Origin of the sequence: Paraburkholderia sp. J67, assembly GCF_905220265.1 — a bacterium.
In the GTDB taxonomy this organism is placed as follows: Bacteria; Pseudomonadota; Gammaproteobacteria; order Burkholderiales; family Burkholderiaceae; genus Paraburkholderia.
The window spans coordinates 69,405-87,735 of the sequence record NZ_CAJMZK010000026.1; the positions used below are offsets into that span (position 1 = coordinate 69,405).

Annotated in this window: 15 protein-coding genes; 6 read left to right on the plus strand and 9 right to left on the minus strand. The window is 63.3% G+C overall.

What is annotated here, in order from left to right; genetic code table 11:
- Positions 1–190 precede the first annotated feature (190 nt).
- Together U5782_RS32370 and U5782_RS32375 are read right to left on the minus strand one after the other, a co-directional pair.
- Complete coding sequence (locus U5782_RS32370) at positions 191–1,564, minus strand: glycoside hydrolase family 1 protein (RefSeq protein WP_322047956.1); 1,374 nt, start codon at positions 1,562–1,564, stop codon at positions 191–193.
- Between the two features lie 8 nt (positions 1,565–1,572).
- The gene (locus U5782_RS32375; protein WP_322047957.1) at positions 1,573–2,664 is read right to left on the minus strand and encodes a porin; all 1,092 of its coding nucleotides are present in this window, start codon (positions 2,662–2,664) and stop codon (positions 1,573–1,575) included.
- A gap of 370 nt (positions 2,665–3,034) precedes the next feature.
- On the opposite strand from U5782_RS32375, the gene U5782_RS32380 reads away from it, so the two are divergent.
- Together U5782_RS32380 and U5782_RS32385 are read left to right on the plus strand one after the other, a co-directional pair.
- A complete protein-coding gene (locus U5782_RS32380) occupies positions 3,035–3,334 on the plus strand; it encodes a hypothetical protein (RefSeq protein WP_322047958.1) in 300 nt (99 codons plus the stop codon).
- 393 nt (positions 3,335–3,727) lie between these two features.
- Positions 3,728–4,879: a porin gene (locus tag U5782_RS32385; RefSeq protein WP_322047959.1), complete on the plus strand. Its 1,152-nt coding sequence runs from the start codon at positions 3,728–3,730 to the stop codon at positions 4,877–4,879.
- 85 nt (positions 4,880–4,964) lie between these two features.
- Here U5782_RS32385 and U5782_RS32390 read toward each other — a convergent pair whose 3' ends face one another.
- Positions 4,965–7,595, minus strand: coding sequence for an alpha-L-rhamnosidase C-terminal domain-containing protein (locus U5782_RS32390; RefSeq protein ID WP_322047960.1), 2,631 nt, complete (start codon positions 7,593–7,595; stop codon positions 4,965–4,967).
- 371 nt (positions 7,596–7,966) lie between these two features.
- Between U5782_RS32390 and U5782_RS32395 the strand changes: the two genes are divergently transcribed.
- From U5782_RS32395 to U5782_RS32405, 3 genes are read left to right on the plus strand one after another with little or no spacing between them, the layout of a single operon-like run.
- Entirely contained in the window at positions 7,967–9,133 is a 1,167-nt protein-coding gene (locus tag U5782_RS32395; RefSeq protein ID WP_322047961.1) for an MFS transporter, read from the plus strand.
- A 35-nt stretch (positions 9,134–9,168) separates the two neighbouring features.
- Positions 9,169–10,446 (plus strand): amidohydrolase family protein, encoded by a 1,278-nt coding sequence (locus tag U5782_RS32400; protein WP_322047962.1) that lies wholly within the window; start codon positions 9,169–9,171, stop codon positions 10,444–10,446.
- The gene (locus tag U5782_RS32405) at positions 10,443–11,354 is read left to right on the plus strand and encodes an alpha/beta hydrolase (RefSeq protein ID WP_322047963.1); all 912 of its coding nucleotides are present in this window, start codon (positions 10,443–10,445) and stop codon (positions 11,352–11,354) included. Before U5782_RS32400 ends, U5782_RS32405 begins: the two co-directional genes overlap by 4 nt.
- Positions 11,355–11,383: 29 nt before the next feature.
- Here the strand turns inward: U5782_RS32405 and U5782_RS32410 are convergent, their stop codons facing one another.
- The 6 genes from U5782_RS32410 to U5782_RS32435 form a co-directional block, all read right to left on the minus strand.
- Positions 11,384–12,295: a LysR family transcriptional regulator gene (locus U5782_RS32410; RefSeq protein WP_322047964.1), complete on the minus strand. Its 912-nt coding sequence runs from the start codon at positions 12,293–12,295 to the stop codon at positions 11,384–11,386.
- Between the two features lie 167 nt (positions 12,296–12,462).
- Complete coding sequence (locus U5782_RS32415) at positions 12,463–14,058, minus strand: bifunctional 3-(3-hydroxy-phenyl)propionate/3-hydroxycinnamic acid hydroxylase (protein ID WP_322047965.1); 1,596 nt, start codon at positions 14,056–14,058, stop codon at positions 12,463–12,465.
- Positions 14,055–14,930, minus strand: coding sequence for a fumarylacetoacetate hydrolase family protein (locus tag U5782_RS32420; protein ID WP_322047966.1), 876 nt, complete (start codon positions 14,928–14,930; stop codon positions 14,055–14,057). Before U5782_RS32420 ends, U5782_RS32415 begins: the two co-directional genes overlap by 4 nt.
- 65 nt (positions 14,931–14,995) lie before the next feature.
- The gene (locus tag U5782_RS32425; RefSeq protein WP_322047967.1) at positions 14,996–15,907 is read right to left on the minus strand and encodes a VOC family protein; all 912 of its coding nucleotides are present in this window, start codon (positions 15,905–15,907) and stop codon (positions 14,996–14,998) included.
- A gap of 1 nt (position 15,908) precedes the next feature.
- Positions 15,909–16,937: an amidohydrolase family protein gene (locus tag U5782_RS32430; protein ID WP_322047968.1), complete on the minus strand. Its 1,029-nt coding sequence runs from the start codon at positions 16,935–16,937 to the stop codon at positions 15,909–15,911.
- Between the two features lie 13 nt (positions 16,938–16,950).
- Complete coding sequence (locus U5782_RS32435; protein ID WP_322047969.1) at positions 16,951–17,376, minus strand: heme-binding protein; 426 nt, start codon at positions 17,374–17,376, stop codon at positions 16,951–16,953.
- 165 nt (positions 17,377–17,541) lie between these two features.
- Between U5782_RS32435 and U5782_RS32440 the strand changes: the two genes are divergently transcribed.
- Positions 17,542–18,270 carry a GntR family transcriptional regulator gene (locus tag U5782_RS32440; protein WP_322047970.1) on the plus strand — a complete coding sequence of 243 codons (729 nt, stop codon included), beginning with the start codon at positions 17,542–17,544 and terminating at the stop codon, positions 18,268–18,270.
- The last annotated feature ends 61 nt before the right edge of the window (positions 18,271–18,331 follow it).

Sequence of the window (18,331 nt, forward strand, 5' to 3'; positions counted from 1 at the left end):
GCGTGCAGCCGACACGGAAACCAGGGGATAGAGAGGGAGTTAAGCAGGTGCGGCGCGTAGAAGCCGCAGATGGGCGGGAGCACCAGGCGCGAGAATCGGCCGGCCCCCGGGGGGCGGCCAATCTCGTGGAAGAATGACGACAGCCGGCGCATCGCCCATGTGGGCTACGCAATCGGCTGCCGGATCAGATTCAGGTCGGCAAAGCGCCAGAGTTAGTCAGCGACGCGCTCGACTCATGGGCACGCTGGCTCTTGATGATGCCAGCCAGCACTAACGCACTCGGCTTCGCGGTACGTTTAAAAGTCGTACGATCAACCGAATAGAGCCCAAACCTGGGTCCATAGCCGAACAACCATTCGAAATTATCGAGCAGGCTCCAGTGGATATATCCGTGTACCGGAACGCCGTCCCGCATGGCTCGTTGCATGGCCTCTACAGCTAGCGGGATATAACGTACGCGCTTAGCGTCATCCAGAGCATCGATGCCGTTTTCAGTCACGATAACAGGCAATCCCGTCGCCGCGTGCGCATAGCGAACCGCACCTTCCAGGGAGTCCGGATAAAACTCCTCACCGCTATCCGTCATTTCCGCGCCTTTGGGCGGCGGCATCGCGCCATGCCGATCCAGGCGCTGCCGTCCGTAGTTCTGAACGCCGATAAAGTCTCCCGTTCGCGCAGCCTCCATCCAGACGCCATAGACATCCTGCCGCTTCTGATCGCGCTTGCTATCCGGGCCCACGGCCTGATCATCCGTGATCGACAGGCTCACCCCAACCTTCACCTGCGGATTGATGCTTTTGATCGCCTCAACCCCTTTTTTATGGCCCAGAATCATCTGCGCGGTTTTCGGCTCGGCGTCGCCGACATTGGCCGAAGAGAAACTCGACGAGCCGCTGACCTTGGCCGCGGCCGCCAGCATCGCTTGCTGGGTCTGCGTAAATTCGGGTGGAAATGCCAGAGGCAACCACGCAATGACTTTCAGAATATTGGGCTCGTTCAGCGTGGTCGCATAAGTCAACAGATCGCCCATGTGCCGCGTCACCCGCTCGCAATAGCGGACGAAATGATCGGCAGCGCCATTCGTCTCCCATCCCCCTGCTGCGGCGAACCAGATTGGCGTCGTAAAGTGATTGAACGTCACCATCGGTGTCAGGCCGCGCTCGCGGCAGCCCGCAATCAGTCTTCGGTAGTGGTCGAGCATGGCGATGGAGTATTCGCCCTTTGCCGGCTCAATGCGTGACCACTCGATCGAAAAGCGAAACGTGTTCAGTCCGAGATCGCGCGCGATGTCCAGATCTTCCCGCCACCGGGTAAAACTGTCGACGGCATCGCCGGACGGTTCCTTGAAAATCGTCGGGGAGACGTGTTCGAGCACCCAGGTATCGGCGTTGGTGTTGTTGCCTTCATACTGGTGGCCGGCCGTCGCCACGCCCCACAGGAACGAATCGGGCTGGTGCTGGTAGCTTTCGGAAAACGCGACCTTGGAGAAAGGCATCGTCGCTGCGGTCGTTGCCATCAATTTCAACAAGGCACGCCGGTCAAGATGGAAACTCGTCTTGTTCATTTTCATCGTCAGAATTTATGCGTGATACCCACACGGAGCGCGAGCTGATCGGAATTGGACGAAGGGCTGGCGTAAAGCAATTGCGCCACCTGTCCGGCGCCCGTGACATGCTCGAAATCGGCGTCGATATAAACGGTCGTTTGCTTGGACAGCAAGTAGTTCATCATCGCGTTGTAGACGTGCCAGCGCCCACCGAGTCCGACCGAGTAGCCATAATCCGCTGCCACGTTCAAGTCCGGTCGAATGTCGTACGTCACGCCAACGTCGCCGGTTTGAAGGCGATCTTTTGCGCCATCGAGCGCCTCAAAGTGGACATACGAATAAGATGCGACGAGTCTGGCGGCGCCCAGCTGGTAGGCTGCGCCGACAGCGTAAGTCGAGAGGTTATGCAGCTCGATGCCGCTATCCGCAGTCGACGCGGTTGATTTCCCGAACGCGTAAGCAAGACCGATTTCGGCAGGGTTGATCGTCGTGCCGTTCAGATCGGTCATGGCCGCGCCGATGGCGAACGGCCCATTCTCGTACTTCAGCTTCAGACCGAAAGCACGACCGGTATTGGTCGGATTTCCCGATGTCGAACCGAAGCTGTACATGACGCCGCCCTGCAATCCCGCCAACTCCGGGCTGTCGTACTTGATGGAGTTGTTGAGTTGCTCGCCAGTGATGCGGTCGTAATCGCCGGGATGATAGCCATAGATGGGCCCCACAATCCCCGTGTATTGCAGCATCTCGACCATGAAATCGTTCTGACGCCCGAGCGTGACCTTCCCGTACCTGTCGCTCTCCAGGCCGACAAACGATTCCTGCCCAAAAGCGGTGCCGGAATTCATCGCCTTGCCGTTGGTCGACTGGAACGATTGGGTGAGCTTGAATATCGCCCGGTTCCCGCCGCCCAGATCCTCCGATCCGGAGAAGCCGATCATGCTAGGCGCGTTCACATAGCCGTCCTCGATCACGGTCGAATGGCCGCTTTGGTTGCTAAAGTACGTGATCCCGGTATCGATCATGCCGAACAAGGTCACGCTCGATTGAGCGTGTGCCGTGCCCGCAGCAAGCAGTGAAGCCAGTGCAAATGTATTTAGCGATACTGAATACTTCATTTTTGTCTCCTAGTATTTGTTTTTTATCATCGCCGGTACTTCGTGGTTGCGATCGACGCCTCTTCGTCAACCGGAATGGAGTGTCTTGAGGGGTTCGGGGCAGGGACTACCTGAGCAGGCAACCTTGCGGATGTAGCAGCAGCGAAATCCCTTTCGCTGCATTACCGGGAACATCGGTCGGCGGTTTGATCGGTGGGAACACGGTTGTCTCCTGGTAGCCGGGCCGTGTGCGGCGGCGCGGTCAGGTCAGCGCTTCTTCGGCGAGCCGGAACCTGTTTCGTGGCTCGGCGCTAGGCGTCATGTCAATGTTTGAGCAAATTTTATAGGGTTGCCTCTTGAGCCATCCGCCTCTTTCTCGATACCTGCTATCGTGAATCGCGATGCATCCTCTCTGGCGGCAACCTTACTTCCCGCCACATTCCAGCGCGCAAACCAGCGCACCGACGACACCCACCGCACCAATGCCCGCCCCAAGTACGACGTTACCCAGGGTCGAGGCGCAACCTTGCAGGCTCAGCAACCCGCTAACGCAGATAGCCAGGAGAATTTTCCGAACTGGATGCATGTTTATCTGGAAATGGAATTGGCCTTGAACCGTTGCCATGCACGGCCCACGAACCGAAAAAAAAGCCCGCTTGCAACGCAAGCGGGCAGGAGAATTACAAGATGAATTGCCGCCTGTTGGTGGCAAATTCATCATACTCAAATAATGTATTACCGTGGATATTGAAAATTGACGGAATCTATCAACACGCTTCCCCGCTGCCTGACGCAAGCAATTTCACGACGGAAATTCCACCGATTTCTTCCGGATAATTACGTCGTATTTTTAACGCTGCGTAATAAACCTCCCGGACTTCCTTGCCTGGGTTCGCATTGATCGTCTGAACCCGCTGTAGCCGGGGGCGAGTCTTTCTGGAACGAGTTGCCCATGCAAATTGCAGGCGCTTTCCTTGAAATGAATATAAATAGAATCCGGTGGATTGTAACCAACACATGAATTTGGCACGGGGACTCGATCCTTAGACTGTGCTGGCAGTCACACACAACAGTCGAGGAATAGATGAAAAAGATAAGTCTTGGTGCAATGTCGCTCGCGCTCGCGGGTATCTCGGGCGTGGCTCACGCGCAGAATAGCGTCACCCTTTATGGTTTGATCGATGAAGCCGTGATGTACGCCAATCACGCTTCGGGTAGTTCAAACCTCACCGGCCTGAGCTCCGGCAACCTGAGCGGTTCGCGCTTTGGCCTGAAGGGCTCGGAAGACCTGGGCGGCGGTCTGTCCACCGTCTTCCAGCTCGAAAGCGGGTTCGACGTCAACACGGGTAAGAGCGGCCAGAGCAGCCGTCTGTTCGGCCGCCAGGCATTCGTTGGTCTGAGCGACAACAAGTGGGGCACCGTGACGCTCGGCCGCCAGTACGATCCGGAAGTCGATCTGGTGCAGCCGATCACGGGCGACAATTATTTCGCGAGCTTCTTTGGCACGCCGGGTGACGTCGACAACAACGACGACAGCGCGCGCTTCAACAATTCCGTCAAGTACACGTCGCCGAATATCAACGGCCTGCAATTCGAAGGCATGTACGCGTTCAGCGGCGTAGCGGGCCAGACCGGTCAGGGCTACACCTACGGCGGCGCCGTGTCTTATTCGACCGGCGGTCTTTCGCTGGCCGGCGGCTACCTGCTCGCGACGAACGGCAGCAACGACGGCGCCGTGCGCTCGTCATGGTCGAGCGGGACCGCCGATTCGTTCTTCGACAGCGCCATCAACGAGGGCTATGAAACGGCGAAGTCGGTCGGCATCGCACAACTGTCCGGCCAGTATGTCCTCGGTTCGTTCACGGTGGGGCTGGATTACAGCAATGCGCAGTACAAGTCGGATGGCTGGTCGGCGTTCACGGGTACGGAAAAATACAACACCGGTCGCGCATTCGCGCTGTACCAGTTTACCCCGGCACTGATCGCTGGCGTCGGCTACGCCTACACGGCGGCGAGCGGCAATACGAGCGCGCACTACAACCAGTTCAGCATCGGCGCGGACTACTCGCTGTCGAAGCGCACGGACATCTACGCGGTTGGCGCGTACCAGAAGGCCAACGGCACTCAGCTTGTCGATGGCGTGAGGCAGAGCGCCCAGGCATCGATTGGCTCGTTCGGCTACAACGGCACGGATACGCAGACGGCAGTGATGCTCGGTATCCGTCACAAGTTCTGACGCGGCAACGCTGCCTGAAAAACAGGAAGCCCGCTGCGAGGCGGGCTTCTTGTCGTGGTTCGATTAATGTCAGATCAATGTCCGATCAATTTCGGGCTTCGATGTCGTAAGTGCCAGGCCCCACGTCGTTGATATAGGCATAGGCACGGCCATCGCTATGCACGCCGTCCGGGTCGAGCGCCGAAACAGCGGACGTCGCCACGGTTTCGCCGTTCAGGCGCACGCCACCGCGTGTGAGAGGAACCGCAATGGTGCCGCTCGTGCCCTGCGGCACGACGACATGCATCGCAATCCCGCCTTGCGCGTCGATGCCCCACTTCACATCGATGGCGCCATGCGGCGTTGGCGCGCTACCCTGCGCCCAGCGCAGATCGCCGATTTGCGGCTTGACGAGCCAGTGGCCATAGCCCGGGCTCGCAGGGCGAATCCCCAGCACGTATTGCGAAAGCGCCGAGGTCGGCCCCGATGACCAGCCGTGCGCCAGGCTCGTTTGCGGGCTGACGGGCTCGCCATTTGCGTTCATGGCCTCCCATGTCGTGCCGGTGTAGTGCTCGCCCGGCGCAATCATCTTGCCCCACAGCGCCTGAATCAGGTTCAGCGCACCGGTCGTATCGCCGGTGGTCAATCGCGCACGCAACTCGGCATCGGTCGCAAACGGGCTGATGACCGGAGGACGCCCGCTGTCGCTGGAGAATGCGAGGCGGCCATTCTCATTGGCCAACCCGGTCGCCACGTTCGCCAGCACCTGGCGCGCGCGCTCCGGCGACGCCACGCCGTTCAGCACAGCCAGCGCGTTAGCGTCCTGGGCGAGCGCCTGCGGCTGGTTCTCACTCATCGCGTAGAATCCAGCCCGTTCGTTGTAGAGCTGCTTGTTGATCGATTGACGAACGCGCGCGGCCTGCTGCTGCCATTCGGTCTGCTCGTCGGGTTTCGCCAACGCGCCGGCCAGATACGCCGCATCGTTCAGGATGCCGTAATAGATCGCATTGGTAGAAGTCACCACGCCCGTCACCGGATGCGCGAAGTCAGGCAGCCAGTCCTGTGCTTCGTGCGCGTCCACCGAAATCAATCCGTTTGCATCCGCATGATCCCGCAGGTAGCGCAACTCGCCCTCAAGCGCTGGCCACTGCGCACGCACGAGCGCGAGATTGCCGGTGTACTGGTAGTAGTCGCGCAGCAACTTCACGAAGTACATCGAGTACTGCGTCGAATAGAAGCCGGTCATGCCGTAGGCGTCCGCAGGCGCATCGATCAGCGGGTCCTGCGAGCTATGTGTGGTCGACACTTCGCCATTCGCCAGCCGGTAACTGCCGAGCAGCCGAATCGATCCCTCGATGGCGTCGACGCGATTGGACGTATAGAACAACGTGGGCGCGGCGACAGCAAGGTCCGCGGACCAGACGGTGCGATCGCGCTTGGCGCCATCCACGAGCAAAGCAACGTCGTTGGTGTCCGCGGAGAAGTCCTTCAAGGCGTCCGCGCTCGTGAGCGGGTTCGAGTACAGGACCTTGTCGGTGGCATCGGTGATCGACAGGTTGCGGTAGGTCGCGAGCGCCCCAGGTTCGTTGAAGAATCCGGCGCTGCCCACCGGCGCCAGCAGCATGCTGGTAGCGCCCAATGCATCGGCGTCGAGCGACCCTACCGGCTTGCCGTCGACGAATACATTCAAACGCGGGCCACGCATGTCGGTGCGTACGCTATGCCATGTCCCCGGCGCTACGGCCTCGGGCAACTGCAACACGGCAACGCGCTTGTTGCCGCCAGCAAACGTGCTGAATGCGCTGAATTCGAGGGTGTTCGCGATGTCCTTCGACGCCGTATCGGCATGCAGCACGAAGCGCAGCGCGCTCAGGTTCGACATGTCCCGCATGACCCATCCCGCGCTGTCGCGATCCACGCGCACATCGAATGACATCGTATAGTCGGCGGGCCAGTGACCGCTCTTTTGCACGATGCCAGTGCCGGTCGCGCCCAGCGTCACGCCGGTCTTGCCGATCCGCCACGCCGACGGCAGCGCCTTCGCATCGAGACGCGTGAGTTCGACCGTGTAGGCGCCCGCGTTCCAGATCTGATTGAGCGCGTCCGAACTCGATACGAACGTGCCCTCATTCGCGCCAGCGAGCGTGTCGGCATGAGCGTCGTTCAGGGAGCGGATGCCTGCGCCCGAGAGGGAAACCGTGCCCGGCGTCGAAAGCGAAATCACCTGATAACGCTCGCCGCCCTGCACGACCGGATGCGAGAGCATCCCGTTTCGCAGCACCGGGAATTGACTCGTGCGCGCCGGGTCCACCGCAACGGTCAGCCCCGCCGTGACGTCACCGCTCTTCGCGTTTGCGCGGCTCTCGCTGAAGGTCGCGGCAATCGTCGGTGCACCTGTGTGCGCCGTCACGTCGAAATATGGCACGCCGCCCACTTCACGCGCGTATTCGAGCACGACGACGGGAGCGGTTCCGCCCGCGCTATAGCGCAAGACCGTCACGCCGCCCGAAATCAACGCCTGCGCATTCGTGACGTCGCCCGATACGCTCACGATGCGCGCGGCTCGCACGCGGCCCGTGTCCGTGCGCCATGAAGCGACGGCGGCCTCTGCGGGCCACGGCGTCGTGGCGATGGTAGCGGGCGCAACAGCCAGCGCTGCGTACGGAGGGAGGGCGAGAGAAAGCAGGAGCGCCGTGGCGCCGCATGCGCCCATCGACGATTTGAACCGCGTAGTCATGTTGTCTCCGTGTATTCGGACCGCCCGTCCACGCAGGGGTGCCGGTTGAATTTTTTTGCGGCGCCGTGGCCCGCATTGCGGGCCGGCCTGTCGCGCCATATCAAACTGATCGCACGGATTCTAGATGCCGCTCCCTGGTCCGTAACGCCTTGTTTGGCGATACGTGCTATCGCGAATCGCGATAGCTGAGGTGGCGAAGGTGGCGAAGGTGGCAATACCCACCGCAGAACACGCACGCGCCAACACCGGCGAGCCCTCGCGAAACGTGATAGGGCGTATCGCGAAACGCGTCCGCTCGCTGTGCGTCGAGCCCCTACACTTTCCGCAAACGCAGCACCTCGCATCACATCACAAAAACTCCGGAGACAGACATGCCAGCCCGACGCGGCTCCCCCTTCGCGCTAGTCGCCGCTCACGTAGCGGGAATGATCGACCTGGTCGCCCTGCCGGTCTGGGTCAATACGCTAATCGAGCGCTTCCATTTCGACGCCCAGCGCGCCGGGGCGCTCGCCACCGCCTATCTCGCCTGCGCGGTCATCTGCTCGGTCTGCATCGCCCCGCTGATCACGCGGCTGCCGGGACGGTTCACCTCCGCAAGCGGTTTCGCCGTTGCTGCGTGCGGCTTTGCGCTGGCGACGCACGCCACGAGCTTCGGCGGCATGCTCGTCGCCCACGCCATCGCTGGCTTCGGCGTGGGTTGCGGGCTGTCCGTCGCGCACGGCGCCATCGGCAGGACGAGCAATCCGCATCGTCTGTTTGCGATTGGCCATCTCGCGCTGGCGCTCTTCGGCGTCGTCTACTTCGCGGCCACGCCCACGCTGATCGCCACGCATGGCGGCGCGGCCCTGTTCACGGTGTTCGTCGCGTTGTCGATCGCCGCGGCACTGACGCTCGCGCTGGCGTGGCCCGCAGCGGCAGCAGGCAGCGAAGGCACGCGGCCTGTTCGCCGCGCGCCTCGCATGCGGCTTGAACGCGGCTGCTGGAGCGCGATCATCGGCATCGTGTTCATGGCGATCAACCAGGCGATGGTGTTCAGCTTCGCCCAGCGTATCGGGCTCGCACGCGGTTTCGGCGAAGGGCACGTGAACGCCGTGCTGGTGGCGGTGGGCCTCGCCAACCTGTTGCCGCCGGTATTTGCCGCGCTGCTCCAGGGCCGGCTCGATGCGCGCAACGTGGCGCTCGCCGGACCCGTCGCACAAGCGGTCCTCGCGCTCATTCTCTGCAACACGACGTCCTTCGCGCCGTATGCGTTCGCGGCCAGCCTTTGGGTCTTCGCGATGATCTTTACGCACACGTTCCTGTTCGGCCTGCTTGCGCAACTCGACAAGACCGGCCGTGCCGTCGCCTATACGCCCGCGATGCTCATGGCCGGTTCGGCCGTCGGCCCGATGCTTGGCGGCATGTTGATCGTGCGCTTCGGCTTTGGCGCGCTCGGCTTCGCGGCCGTCGTGATCGGCCTGCTCAGCTTCCTCTTCTTCAGCCGCCTGCGGGCACTCGCGCGCGCACAGCCGTGCTTCGAGTTGCCCCCGGCGCGTTGATCCTCCACTCCACAACAATTCACCGAGACCCCATCATGGCAGGCATCGTTTTTCAGAACGTTCATGTTTTCGACGGCAGCGGTCGCGCGCCGTTTCCCTCCCAGGTACGCGTGGAAGGCAAGCGCATCGCCGCGCTCGCACCGCCCGATGCACCTTCGCTCGCACAGGACGGCGACGATATCTACGACGGCCGCGGCGCTACGTTGATGCCCGGCCTCGTCGAAGCCCATGCCCATCTGTCCTGGCCCAGCTCGGTCGAGAAGTTCGTGCCGGGCATGGCGCTGCCGCCCGAGGAACTCGTGCTCACGACCGCGCGCAACGCGCGCATCCTGCTCGACCACGGCTTCACCAGCGCGTACTCGGCGGGCTCGCTCAGCAAGCGGGTGGAAGTCGCGCTGCGTGAGCAGATCGAGAGCGACGGCATGCCCGGCCCGCGTCTCATTGCTTCGTCGATCGAACGCACACCGCCGGTTGCGGCCGATGAACAAGCGCTCAATCCCGGCGAGGTGGACCCGCACGGTGCGGGCCCCGAAGCCGTGCGAGCCTTCGTGCGCTCGTGCGCCGAAATGGGCGCGCGTTCCGTGAAATTCCTGCTCTCGGGCGAAGACGCGCTCAAGCCGGGCGCCTCGCAGCAACTGCTCTATTCCGAGGAAGAAGCGCACGCGGCTGGCGACGAAGCCGCCGCTGCGGGCGTGTGGCTCGCCGCGCACGCGCAGGCCGCCGAAGCGGTCAAGATGGCCTTGCGCAACGGCTTTCGCGTGCTCTACCACTGCACCTACGCCGACGAAGAAGCGCTCGACATGCTCGAAGCCGCGCGCGATCGTATCTTCGTTGCGCCCGCCGTCGGCATCATTCAGGCCACGCTCGATGCTGTACCGCCGCCGCATTTCGACATGTCGCACATGAAGCGCAGCGCCGCCGAAGTGCGTGAATTGCAGCAGCGCCTCGTGCCGGAACTGGTGCGGCGCGGCGTGCGCGTGCTGCCGGGCGGCGACTACGGCTTCCCGTTCAATCCGAACGGCCGCAACGCGCGCGACCTTCAGCTTTTCGTCGAGCTGTTCGGCTATACGCCCGCCCAGGCGCTGCACGCCGCCACGGCGCTTGGCGGCGCGCTGATGGGCCTGCCCGATGAACTGGGCCAGATCGCGCCTGGCTATCTCGCGGACTTGCTGATCGTGGACGGCGACCCAACGGCGGACATCGCCATTCTCCAGGACAAGCAACGCCTGACCGGCATCATGAAGGACGGCCGCTTCCACAAGACCCCGCACGCGCTGCGCGTCGCGCATGAGCGCGCGGAGACCACGCGATGAGCCACGCCGATCTTCCGACTGCCGAACAGGTCGAGCAGCTCGATCAGTTGATCCGCAATACCGGTGCCGTCATCGATCCGCCGCTGGTGAAAAGCTGGTACGCGCCCTTTCGCGAGACACAGCGGCGCGACGGCGCCGAAGTGCGCGCCGATATCGCCTATGGCGAAGATGAGCGACACAAGCTCGACGTCTATCTGCCGACCTCGGGCGACACAAAGGGCCGTCCGTTGCTGCTCTTCGTTCACGGTGGCGGCTTCGTGCGCGGTGACCGTCGCGATCGCGCGAACGTGGGTTATCGCTTCGCGCGCGAAGGTTTCGTCACCGTGCTGCCGAGCTATCGGTTGGGACCGGCGCACCAGTGGCCTGCCGGTGCGCAGGATATCGCGGCGGCCTGGGCATGGGCTTACGCGAATGCGGAGTCACTAGGCGCCGATCTCAACCGCATCTACGTGGCGGGCGAATCCGCGGGCGCCGCGCACGCGGCGGCCGCCACGCTGATCCAGCGTCTGCGGCCAGCGGGCGTGCCCGCGCCGCGTGCGGCGTTGCTGATATCGGGTGTCTATAACGCGCAACTGGAAAAGCTCGCGCGGCGGCAGTTCGGCATTCCGAGCCCCGACCCGCGCAACGAGGCCTATTTCGGTGCCGACTTCGCGCGCTATCCCGCCATGTCGACAGTGGAAAACGTCGATAGCGCGCCGTTCCCGCTGCTGATCAGCTGGGCCGAACTCGACCCGCCGCAGATGCAGGTTCAGGCAGGTGAGTTGTTCGCGCGCCTGACCACACAGCATGGCTTCGATCCCGATATCGCGGTGATACGCGGGCACAACCATCTGTCACAGCTGGAAGCGATCAACACGGTCGACGACATCTTGCCCCGCGTGATGCTCGACTTTCTTCAGCGGCATTGACGCTCAAGCGTACACGCCGCGCTGCGCGCTCAATCCGGCAGCCCGGCGGCTGCTTCCACCAGCAATTCGCGCAGCCAGCGATGGCACGGGTCCTTCTCACGGTACTCGTGCCATTGCAGAAACTCCCTGACCGCCGGAATGGCAATCGGCGGCTCCACGAGTCGCAGCGGCAGCCTGTATGAAAGTTCAGCCGCCAGCCGGCGATGCATGGTCGCGATCATCCGCGTACCAATGAGCGCGGACGCAATCGAGCCGAAGTCCGACGTCGTCACGCGCACACGTCGCCGAATTCCCTGCGCTTCCAGATAGCGGCTGTCGTAGGTGGGTGCGCGCGGCCATCCCAGCAAAGCGGCCACGTGATCGAGACGTTCGAACTCTTCCACGCTCACCCGCTTGCCCACCGCTTCGTTGCCCTCCCACACCACGCACGTATAGCCGTCGTCGAACAGCGGGCGATGCGGATGATCCTGGGCGAGGAACGGTTCCGGAATGATGAGCAGGTCGTATTCGCCACGACGGAGCTTGTCCGCCGAGTCCTCGACCAGGGGCATGAATTCGAGCGTGACATTCGGTGCACGCTGTTCGAGCGCGGGGATCACGCGTCGCATCAGCACGTTGATCACATAGTCCGAGGTGGCAATCGTGAAGTGACGGCGCGCGTGTGCCGGATCGAATGTCGGATCGATCGCCACGATCGTCTGCACCTGAAGCAGCAGATCGCGCACCGGCTGCACCAGTTCCAGCGCGAGCGGCGTGAGTTCGAGATTGCGTCCGACCGGCACGAGCAATTCGTCGTCGAAATATTCGCGCAGCTTGGCGAGCATGCCGCTGATTGCCGACTGGCTCAGGTTCAGGCGCTCCGCCGCACGCGTGATGCGGCGCTCGTCCAGCAGCGCATCGAGCGTGACGAGCAGATTCAGGTCCAGTCTGTTGAAGCGCATCGCGTGCGTCTCTCCATGCAAAAGGCCGCCTTGTGGGGCGGCCTGTCTTTATTCAAAGGCTCATATCGGATCGCGGGTGGATCGACCCGACGACGCACACGATAACAGGCTCGGGTCCACCGCCTATCCGGTTCAACCCGACTGTCATGCCCTTTTTTGCCTGTGCCTCAACCGTGTAACGCCGTGTCCAGTTGAACGAGCGAGGCAAGCAGCGCCGTTGCATCGTCGGCCACGCCATAGACGTAGTGGTCGGGACGCACGATCGCCGCGCGGCATTCGTTGCGCTTGAACCAGGCCGCCAGCACGCCGTCGATCTCCACGATGTGGTGCGTGCCGGGCAGCAGCGCCACCTCTTGCGCGTTGCCATCCGATGCGAGCACAACGAGTTGCGCGCCGACGCGTTTCGCGGCCTGCTGGACGGCATCGCTCACGACTTCGCCGCCTTGCGTCACGACACGCCAGTTGCCACCCGCGACGATGTCGAGCAACGCGCCCTCATCGACATGACCCTCATGCTGCACGCGCGGCTGCGGAAACAGCGTGCCGTTGGCTGCGTGCGCCGCGCCGGCGAGCAGACCGGCTTCGAGCTTCGGCACGATGTCCTGACGCGCAATCGTCTTGACCTCGCCGCCCGCCTCGCGCAGCAAACGCGCATCACGCTCGCGGGCCGCCGTTACATCGCGCTCGCAGATCAGCTTGCCGATCTCCTTGATGCGCGTCGTGAGCCGCCGTACATGCAGGCCACGCTCGGCCGCGTAACTGTCGAGCAGCGCGGGCTGCGCCTCGCCCTGCATCACGGCGTCGAGCTTCCAGACGAGATTCACCACGTCGCGAATGCCCTGGCACATGCCCTGGCCGATAAAGGGCGGCTGCTGATGCGCCGCGTCGCCCGCGATGAACACGCGCCCACGCCGCCATTCCTTGGCGACCAGTGCGTGAAAGCGATAACTCGCGGCGCGCCACAACTCGCCGTCCTCGCGCGTGAGCCAGCGCGAGAGCAGCTTCCACACCTGCTCCTCGCCTTGCATCTCGCGCGGATCTTCGCCCGGGTTCAGCATGATTTCCCAGCGACGATGGCCGCCCGGGCCGACGATATACGTGCAGGGCCGAGACGGCTCGCAATATTGGATCGCCACCTTCGGCAGCTTCGCGAGACCGCTTTCGTTCACGCGCACATCGACCACGAGCCACGGTTCGTCGAACACGAGATCTTCGTAGGCGATGCCCAGTTGCGTGCGCACGGTGCTCGACGCGCCATCGCAGCCAATCAGGTAATCGCAGGTGACGGTGCGCGTGTTGCCTTCGTCGTCCTTGAGTTGCACGCTTACGCCTTGCGCGCTTTCCTCGAAGCTCACCAGCGCCGTGCCCAACGCAACCTCAACCGTTTCATAAGCGCCCGCATGTTCGCGTAGCGCCGCTTCCACGGGCGGCTGCGTAAACACCATCGTCGGCATGTAGCCGAGCGGCCAGGGCTTGGGCACGGTGTCGATGCGCTTGATGAGCTGGCCATCCACGCCGTAATACTCCGAGGGCGGGAATACGGCCACGTGTTCGGCGATGCGCTCGACCACGCCCATGCCCTGGAACACGCGCATGATTTCGTGATCGACGGCGATGGCGCGCGGCTTGTCGTACACCTCGCGCGCGCGGTCGACGCACAGCACCTTGCGGCCACGCTGGCCGAACAGGCCCGCGGCGACGGCGCCCGACGGCCCGAAGCCGACTACGACCACTTCGTAATGGTTGTTCGCCGTCATGGTCATGCGCTCAGTGCTTGCGGCTCGTCCTGCACCGTGTTCTGGAGACGGCCCACGTGCTCGATATCGACTTCCACGCGGTCGCCATGCTTGAGCCACACCGAAGGTTCGCGCGCCCAGCCCACACCAGCGGGCGTGCCCATCGCCACCACATCGCCAGGTTCGAGCGTGAGGCACTCGCTGAGCAACTCGATGGTCTCGGCGACGCCCCAGATCATGTCGCTCGTGCTGGCCTGCTGCATCACCTGGCCATTGAGGATCAGGCGCAGCGAGAGGCCTTGCGCGCCCGGCGGCAGATCGTCGGCCGTCACGAGCCACGGGCCGAATGCGCCAGTGCCGTCGAAGTTCTTGCCGATCGTCCATTGCGACGTGCGCTTCTGATAGTCGCGCACCGACACGTCGTTAAAGCATGCGTAGCCGAACACATAGTCGAGCGCGTCTTCGCGCTTGACGTGGCGTGCGCGCTTGCCGATCACGATCATGAGTTCTGCCTCGTAGTCGAGCTTCTCCGACACGCGCGGACGGATCACCGGATCTTCGTGCGCGATCAGCGACGACGCGCCACGGAAGAAAATCAGCGGATAAACGGGCTTGAGATTGCCGCCTTCTTTGGCGTGGTCATAGAAGTTGTGGCCCAGACAGACGATCTTGCCCGGCTCCGGCACGACGGGCGCGAGTTCCAGCGATGCATACGGCGCGCGATGTTCACCGCTTGCAATGGCGCGTTGCGCGGCGGCGTGCAGGTCGACGCCAGCCTTCAGCGCCGCGCGCAGATCGGCGGGCACCGACGCATCGGCCTTGTTGAGGTCGACGACGTCGTCGCCGTCCAGTACGCCCAGTCGCGTGGTATCGCCCGATTTGAATGTGACCAGTTTCATGATGTTCTCAGCTATTGGATTGAATGGATTTGTGCTGCGAATGATTTGGCAAACGACGCGTCGGCTCAGTTAGAGACGGCTTGTGGCGCGCGAAAGAAAATCGTTTTCTGCGCGGTCTTGAGCCGCTCGGACGGATTGCGTCCCACGCCCCACTGGTCGATGCGCCCCGGCGGCCATTTCCAGTCGTCCGGGCCACCCGTGCGGTAGGTGTCGTCCACCTGTTGCACTTCAGCCGTGTATTCGATGACAAAATCGAACGGCCCGAGAAAATAGGCGAACACGTTGTTGCCGGGACCGTGGCGGCCAACGCCCCATTCGATCGGATAGCCCGCGTCGTTCATGCGTCCGCCGCCACGCATCACCGAATCCAGATCCGGCATCACGAAGGCGATGTGATTGAGGCTGTTTTCCTGCGCGTCGGCGAGCGCGATGCTGTGGTGATCGCTCGAACAGCGCATGAAGGCCATGATGCGCGTGCGATCCGACAGCCTGAAACCCAGTGCGTTTTCAAAAAACGCCTGCGCCACGGCCACATTCTCGCTATTGAGCACGACGTGGGTGATCTTGATCGGACGGTCCTTCACGCTTTCCGTATTCGCATGACTACGGTCGCCAGCGATAAAGCGCAGCAAGCGGCCTTGCGGGTCGAGCGCTTCTAGCAGCGTGCCGCCGCCGGGCATCGTCGTCGGAGCGGGAGCGGACACCACCGTGCCGCCGTGCTCGACGATCGACTGCGCGAGCGTGTCCAGATGCGCGGCTTCGGCCACGCTGAATTCGATGGCGCGCACGTCGGCGGTGTCGCTCTGCGTGAGCGTGAGGATGTGATGCGCCGCGCCCGTGCCGCGGAAATAAACCTTTTCCGGGCGGCGCGTGAGTTCGGTGAGATGCCAGGTGTCCGCGTAGAAACGCGCGGCGAGTTCGAGATCCGGCACGCCGATCTCGATGCCTCTGAGGCCCGTGACGAGGCTCTGCGTCATGTCATGCTCCATTCCTGATGCCCAGGAATTCCCGGGCGTTGCGATAGATGAGTCGTTCGGCGGCGGCCGCGTCGAGGCCCAGCGCCTGCACGCTGCCCACGGGGTCGCGCTCGCGGAACGCAAACGGGTAATCGGTGCCCAGCATCACGCGCGTATCGCCGAAGGTCTCGACGAGATGGCGCAGCGTAGGGGTGTCGAACACGAGCGAGTCGTACCAGAGACGGCGCGCCTGCTCGCGCGGCGTCATCTCCAGCGTCTCGCGCAGCGGCGCGAATACCTGGCTCGCCTGCTCCAGACGCGGCAGCAGCGAAGCCAGCGTGCCGCCGCCGTGACTGAACGCGATGCGAAGCTTCGGATGCCTGACGATCAGATTCGACGTGATGGCCGAGGCCGCCGCGAGCCCCACGTCGGTGGGAAACGCGAGCGCCTGCACGAGTTGCGCGGGGCCCACGAGACGCTCCTTGCCCGCAGGGCGCAACGCGTGCACGAACACGGCCGCGCCGAGCGCCGCGCAGGCCTCGAAAAAGGCGTCGAATTGCGCGGCGCCGATGGGCGCGCCGTTGATATTGCTGCCAATCTCCACGCCCGCGAAACCCGGCGTGCGCATCAGCCGTTCGAGTTCGGCAATCGCCATGTCCACGTCCTGCAGCGGCACCGCGCCCAGTCCGACGATGCGGCCGGCGCTCGCGTCGGCCATGCGCGCGATCGTGTCGTTGAGGTATTGCAGCAGCGGCAACGCATCAGTCGCCGACATCCAGTACGAAAGCAGTTCGGGCATCGGCGAGATCGCCTGGATCGCCACGTTCTGCGTATCCATGTCGGCGAGGCGCTTGTCGGTGTCCCAGCAAAGATCGGACACGGTACGGTAGATCTTCTCGTCGATCACCACGTGGCGGTGGCAAGCGTGCGCGGCCTGCATCGACGGCCACTCGCGCGGGGCGCGTGCGCCCAGATAGCGCGGAAACTCGGCCGGCACGATATGCGTGTGAATGTCGATGCCGTGGCAGGCGCAGCGGTAAGCGGTTTGCATCGTGCGGCTCGCCTTACCGGTGCGCGAGGCCCGCTGCGCGCAGGCCTTCGATGCAGATGGCTTCGTCTTCGTCGCCCGTGCCGCCGCTCGCACCGATGGCACCGAGCACTTGCCCGCTCGCCGCGACGATCACGACCGCGCCCGTCTGCGCGATGAACTTGCCGCCGCTTGCGGGCGCGATGGCGTTGAAAAACACCGGGTTCGCGCTGGCGCGTTCGTGCAGCGTGCGCGTATTCACGCTCATGCCGAAAGCCGCGGCGGCCTTGCCGTGCGCGATCTCCACGCGCAACGGTGTGGCGCCGTCTTCGCGCAACACCAGTTTCAACTGGCCCGATTCGTCGAGCACCACGAGCGCCATCGGCCGCATGCCGTCGCGGCGCGCTGCGCTCAACGCAGTGGCCGCGATACGGTTGGCTTGATCCAGCGTCAACGTCTCCATCCTGTTTGTCTCCTGCGGTTCGATCTGTGGATGATCATAATATATACAAAACATACGTGTCGATTCTTTTGTATATTTAGACAGTAAAATTGCCTTGCCATCCCTAACCAAAGTGAACAGCGCCAGATCGGATATAATTTCCGCCAGACGAAACATTGCAGAGGTGTGAACTTGTCCCGCACAGTGACTCATCCCGCGACGGCCGCGGGCGCGGGCGGCGCAAGCGCCGCCACGCTGGCCACGAACCTGTACGACCGCATCCGGGCCGACCTGCTCGACGGCAAGCTCGAACCGGGGCGCAAGCTCCAGATCGAGTTTTTGTGCGACCAATATCAGGCCGGGCAGACTCCCGTGCGCGAGGCGCTCAACCGCCTGACGTCGGATGGCCTCGTCGAGCGGCGCGACCAGCGCGGCTTCGCGGTGGCCGGCATCAGCGCGAGCGACCTGCAAGAGATCACGAAGACCCGCTGCTGGCTGGAAGAAGTCGCGCTGCGCGAGGCCTTCGCCAGCCGCTCCGTGGAGTGGGAAGAAGAGGTCGTGCTGGCTTATCACCGGCTCTCCAAGGTGCCGCGCTCGCTCAGCGACACCGAATACAAGGAGAACCCCGAGTGGGAACGCCGTCACCGCGAGTTCCATCGCGCGCTGATCGGCGGCTGCCAGTCGCGCTGGCTCATCAACTTCTGCGAGCAACTGGCTGATCAGTTGTACCGCTACCGCCAGCTTTCGGTGCGGCGCGTGTTTCCCAAGCGGCACGAGGGCGCCGAGCATAAATCGATGCTCGACGCCGTGGTGGCCGGCGACGCCGCGCTTGCGATCCAGCTGCTCACGACGCACTACCGCCAGACGGCGGACATCATCCTCGCGGACGCCGATCTGTTTCCGCCTTCGCGCTAAGCCGTCCGGCCTGGCGCTTTGTCTCCCTGCTTTGTCCTCACTCCCGCGCGCGCCATTCGGC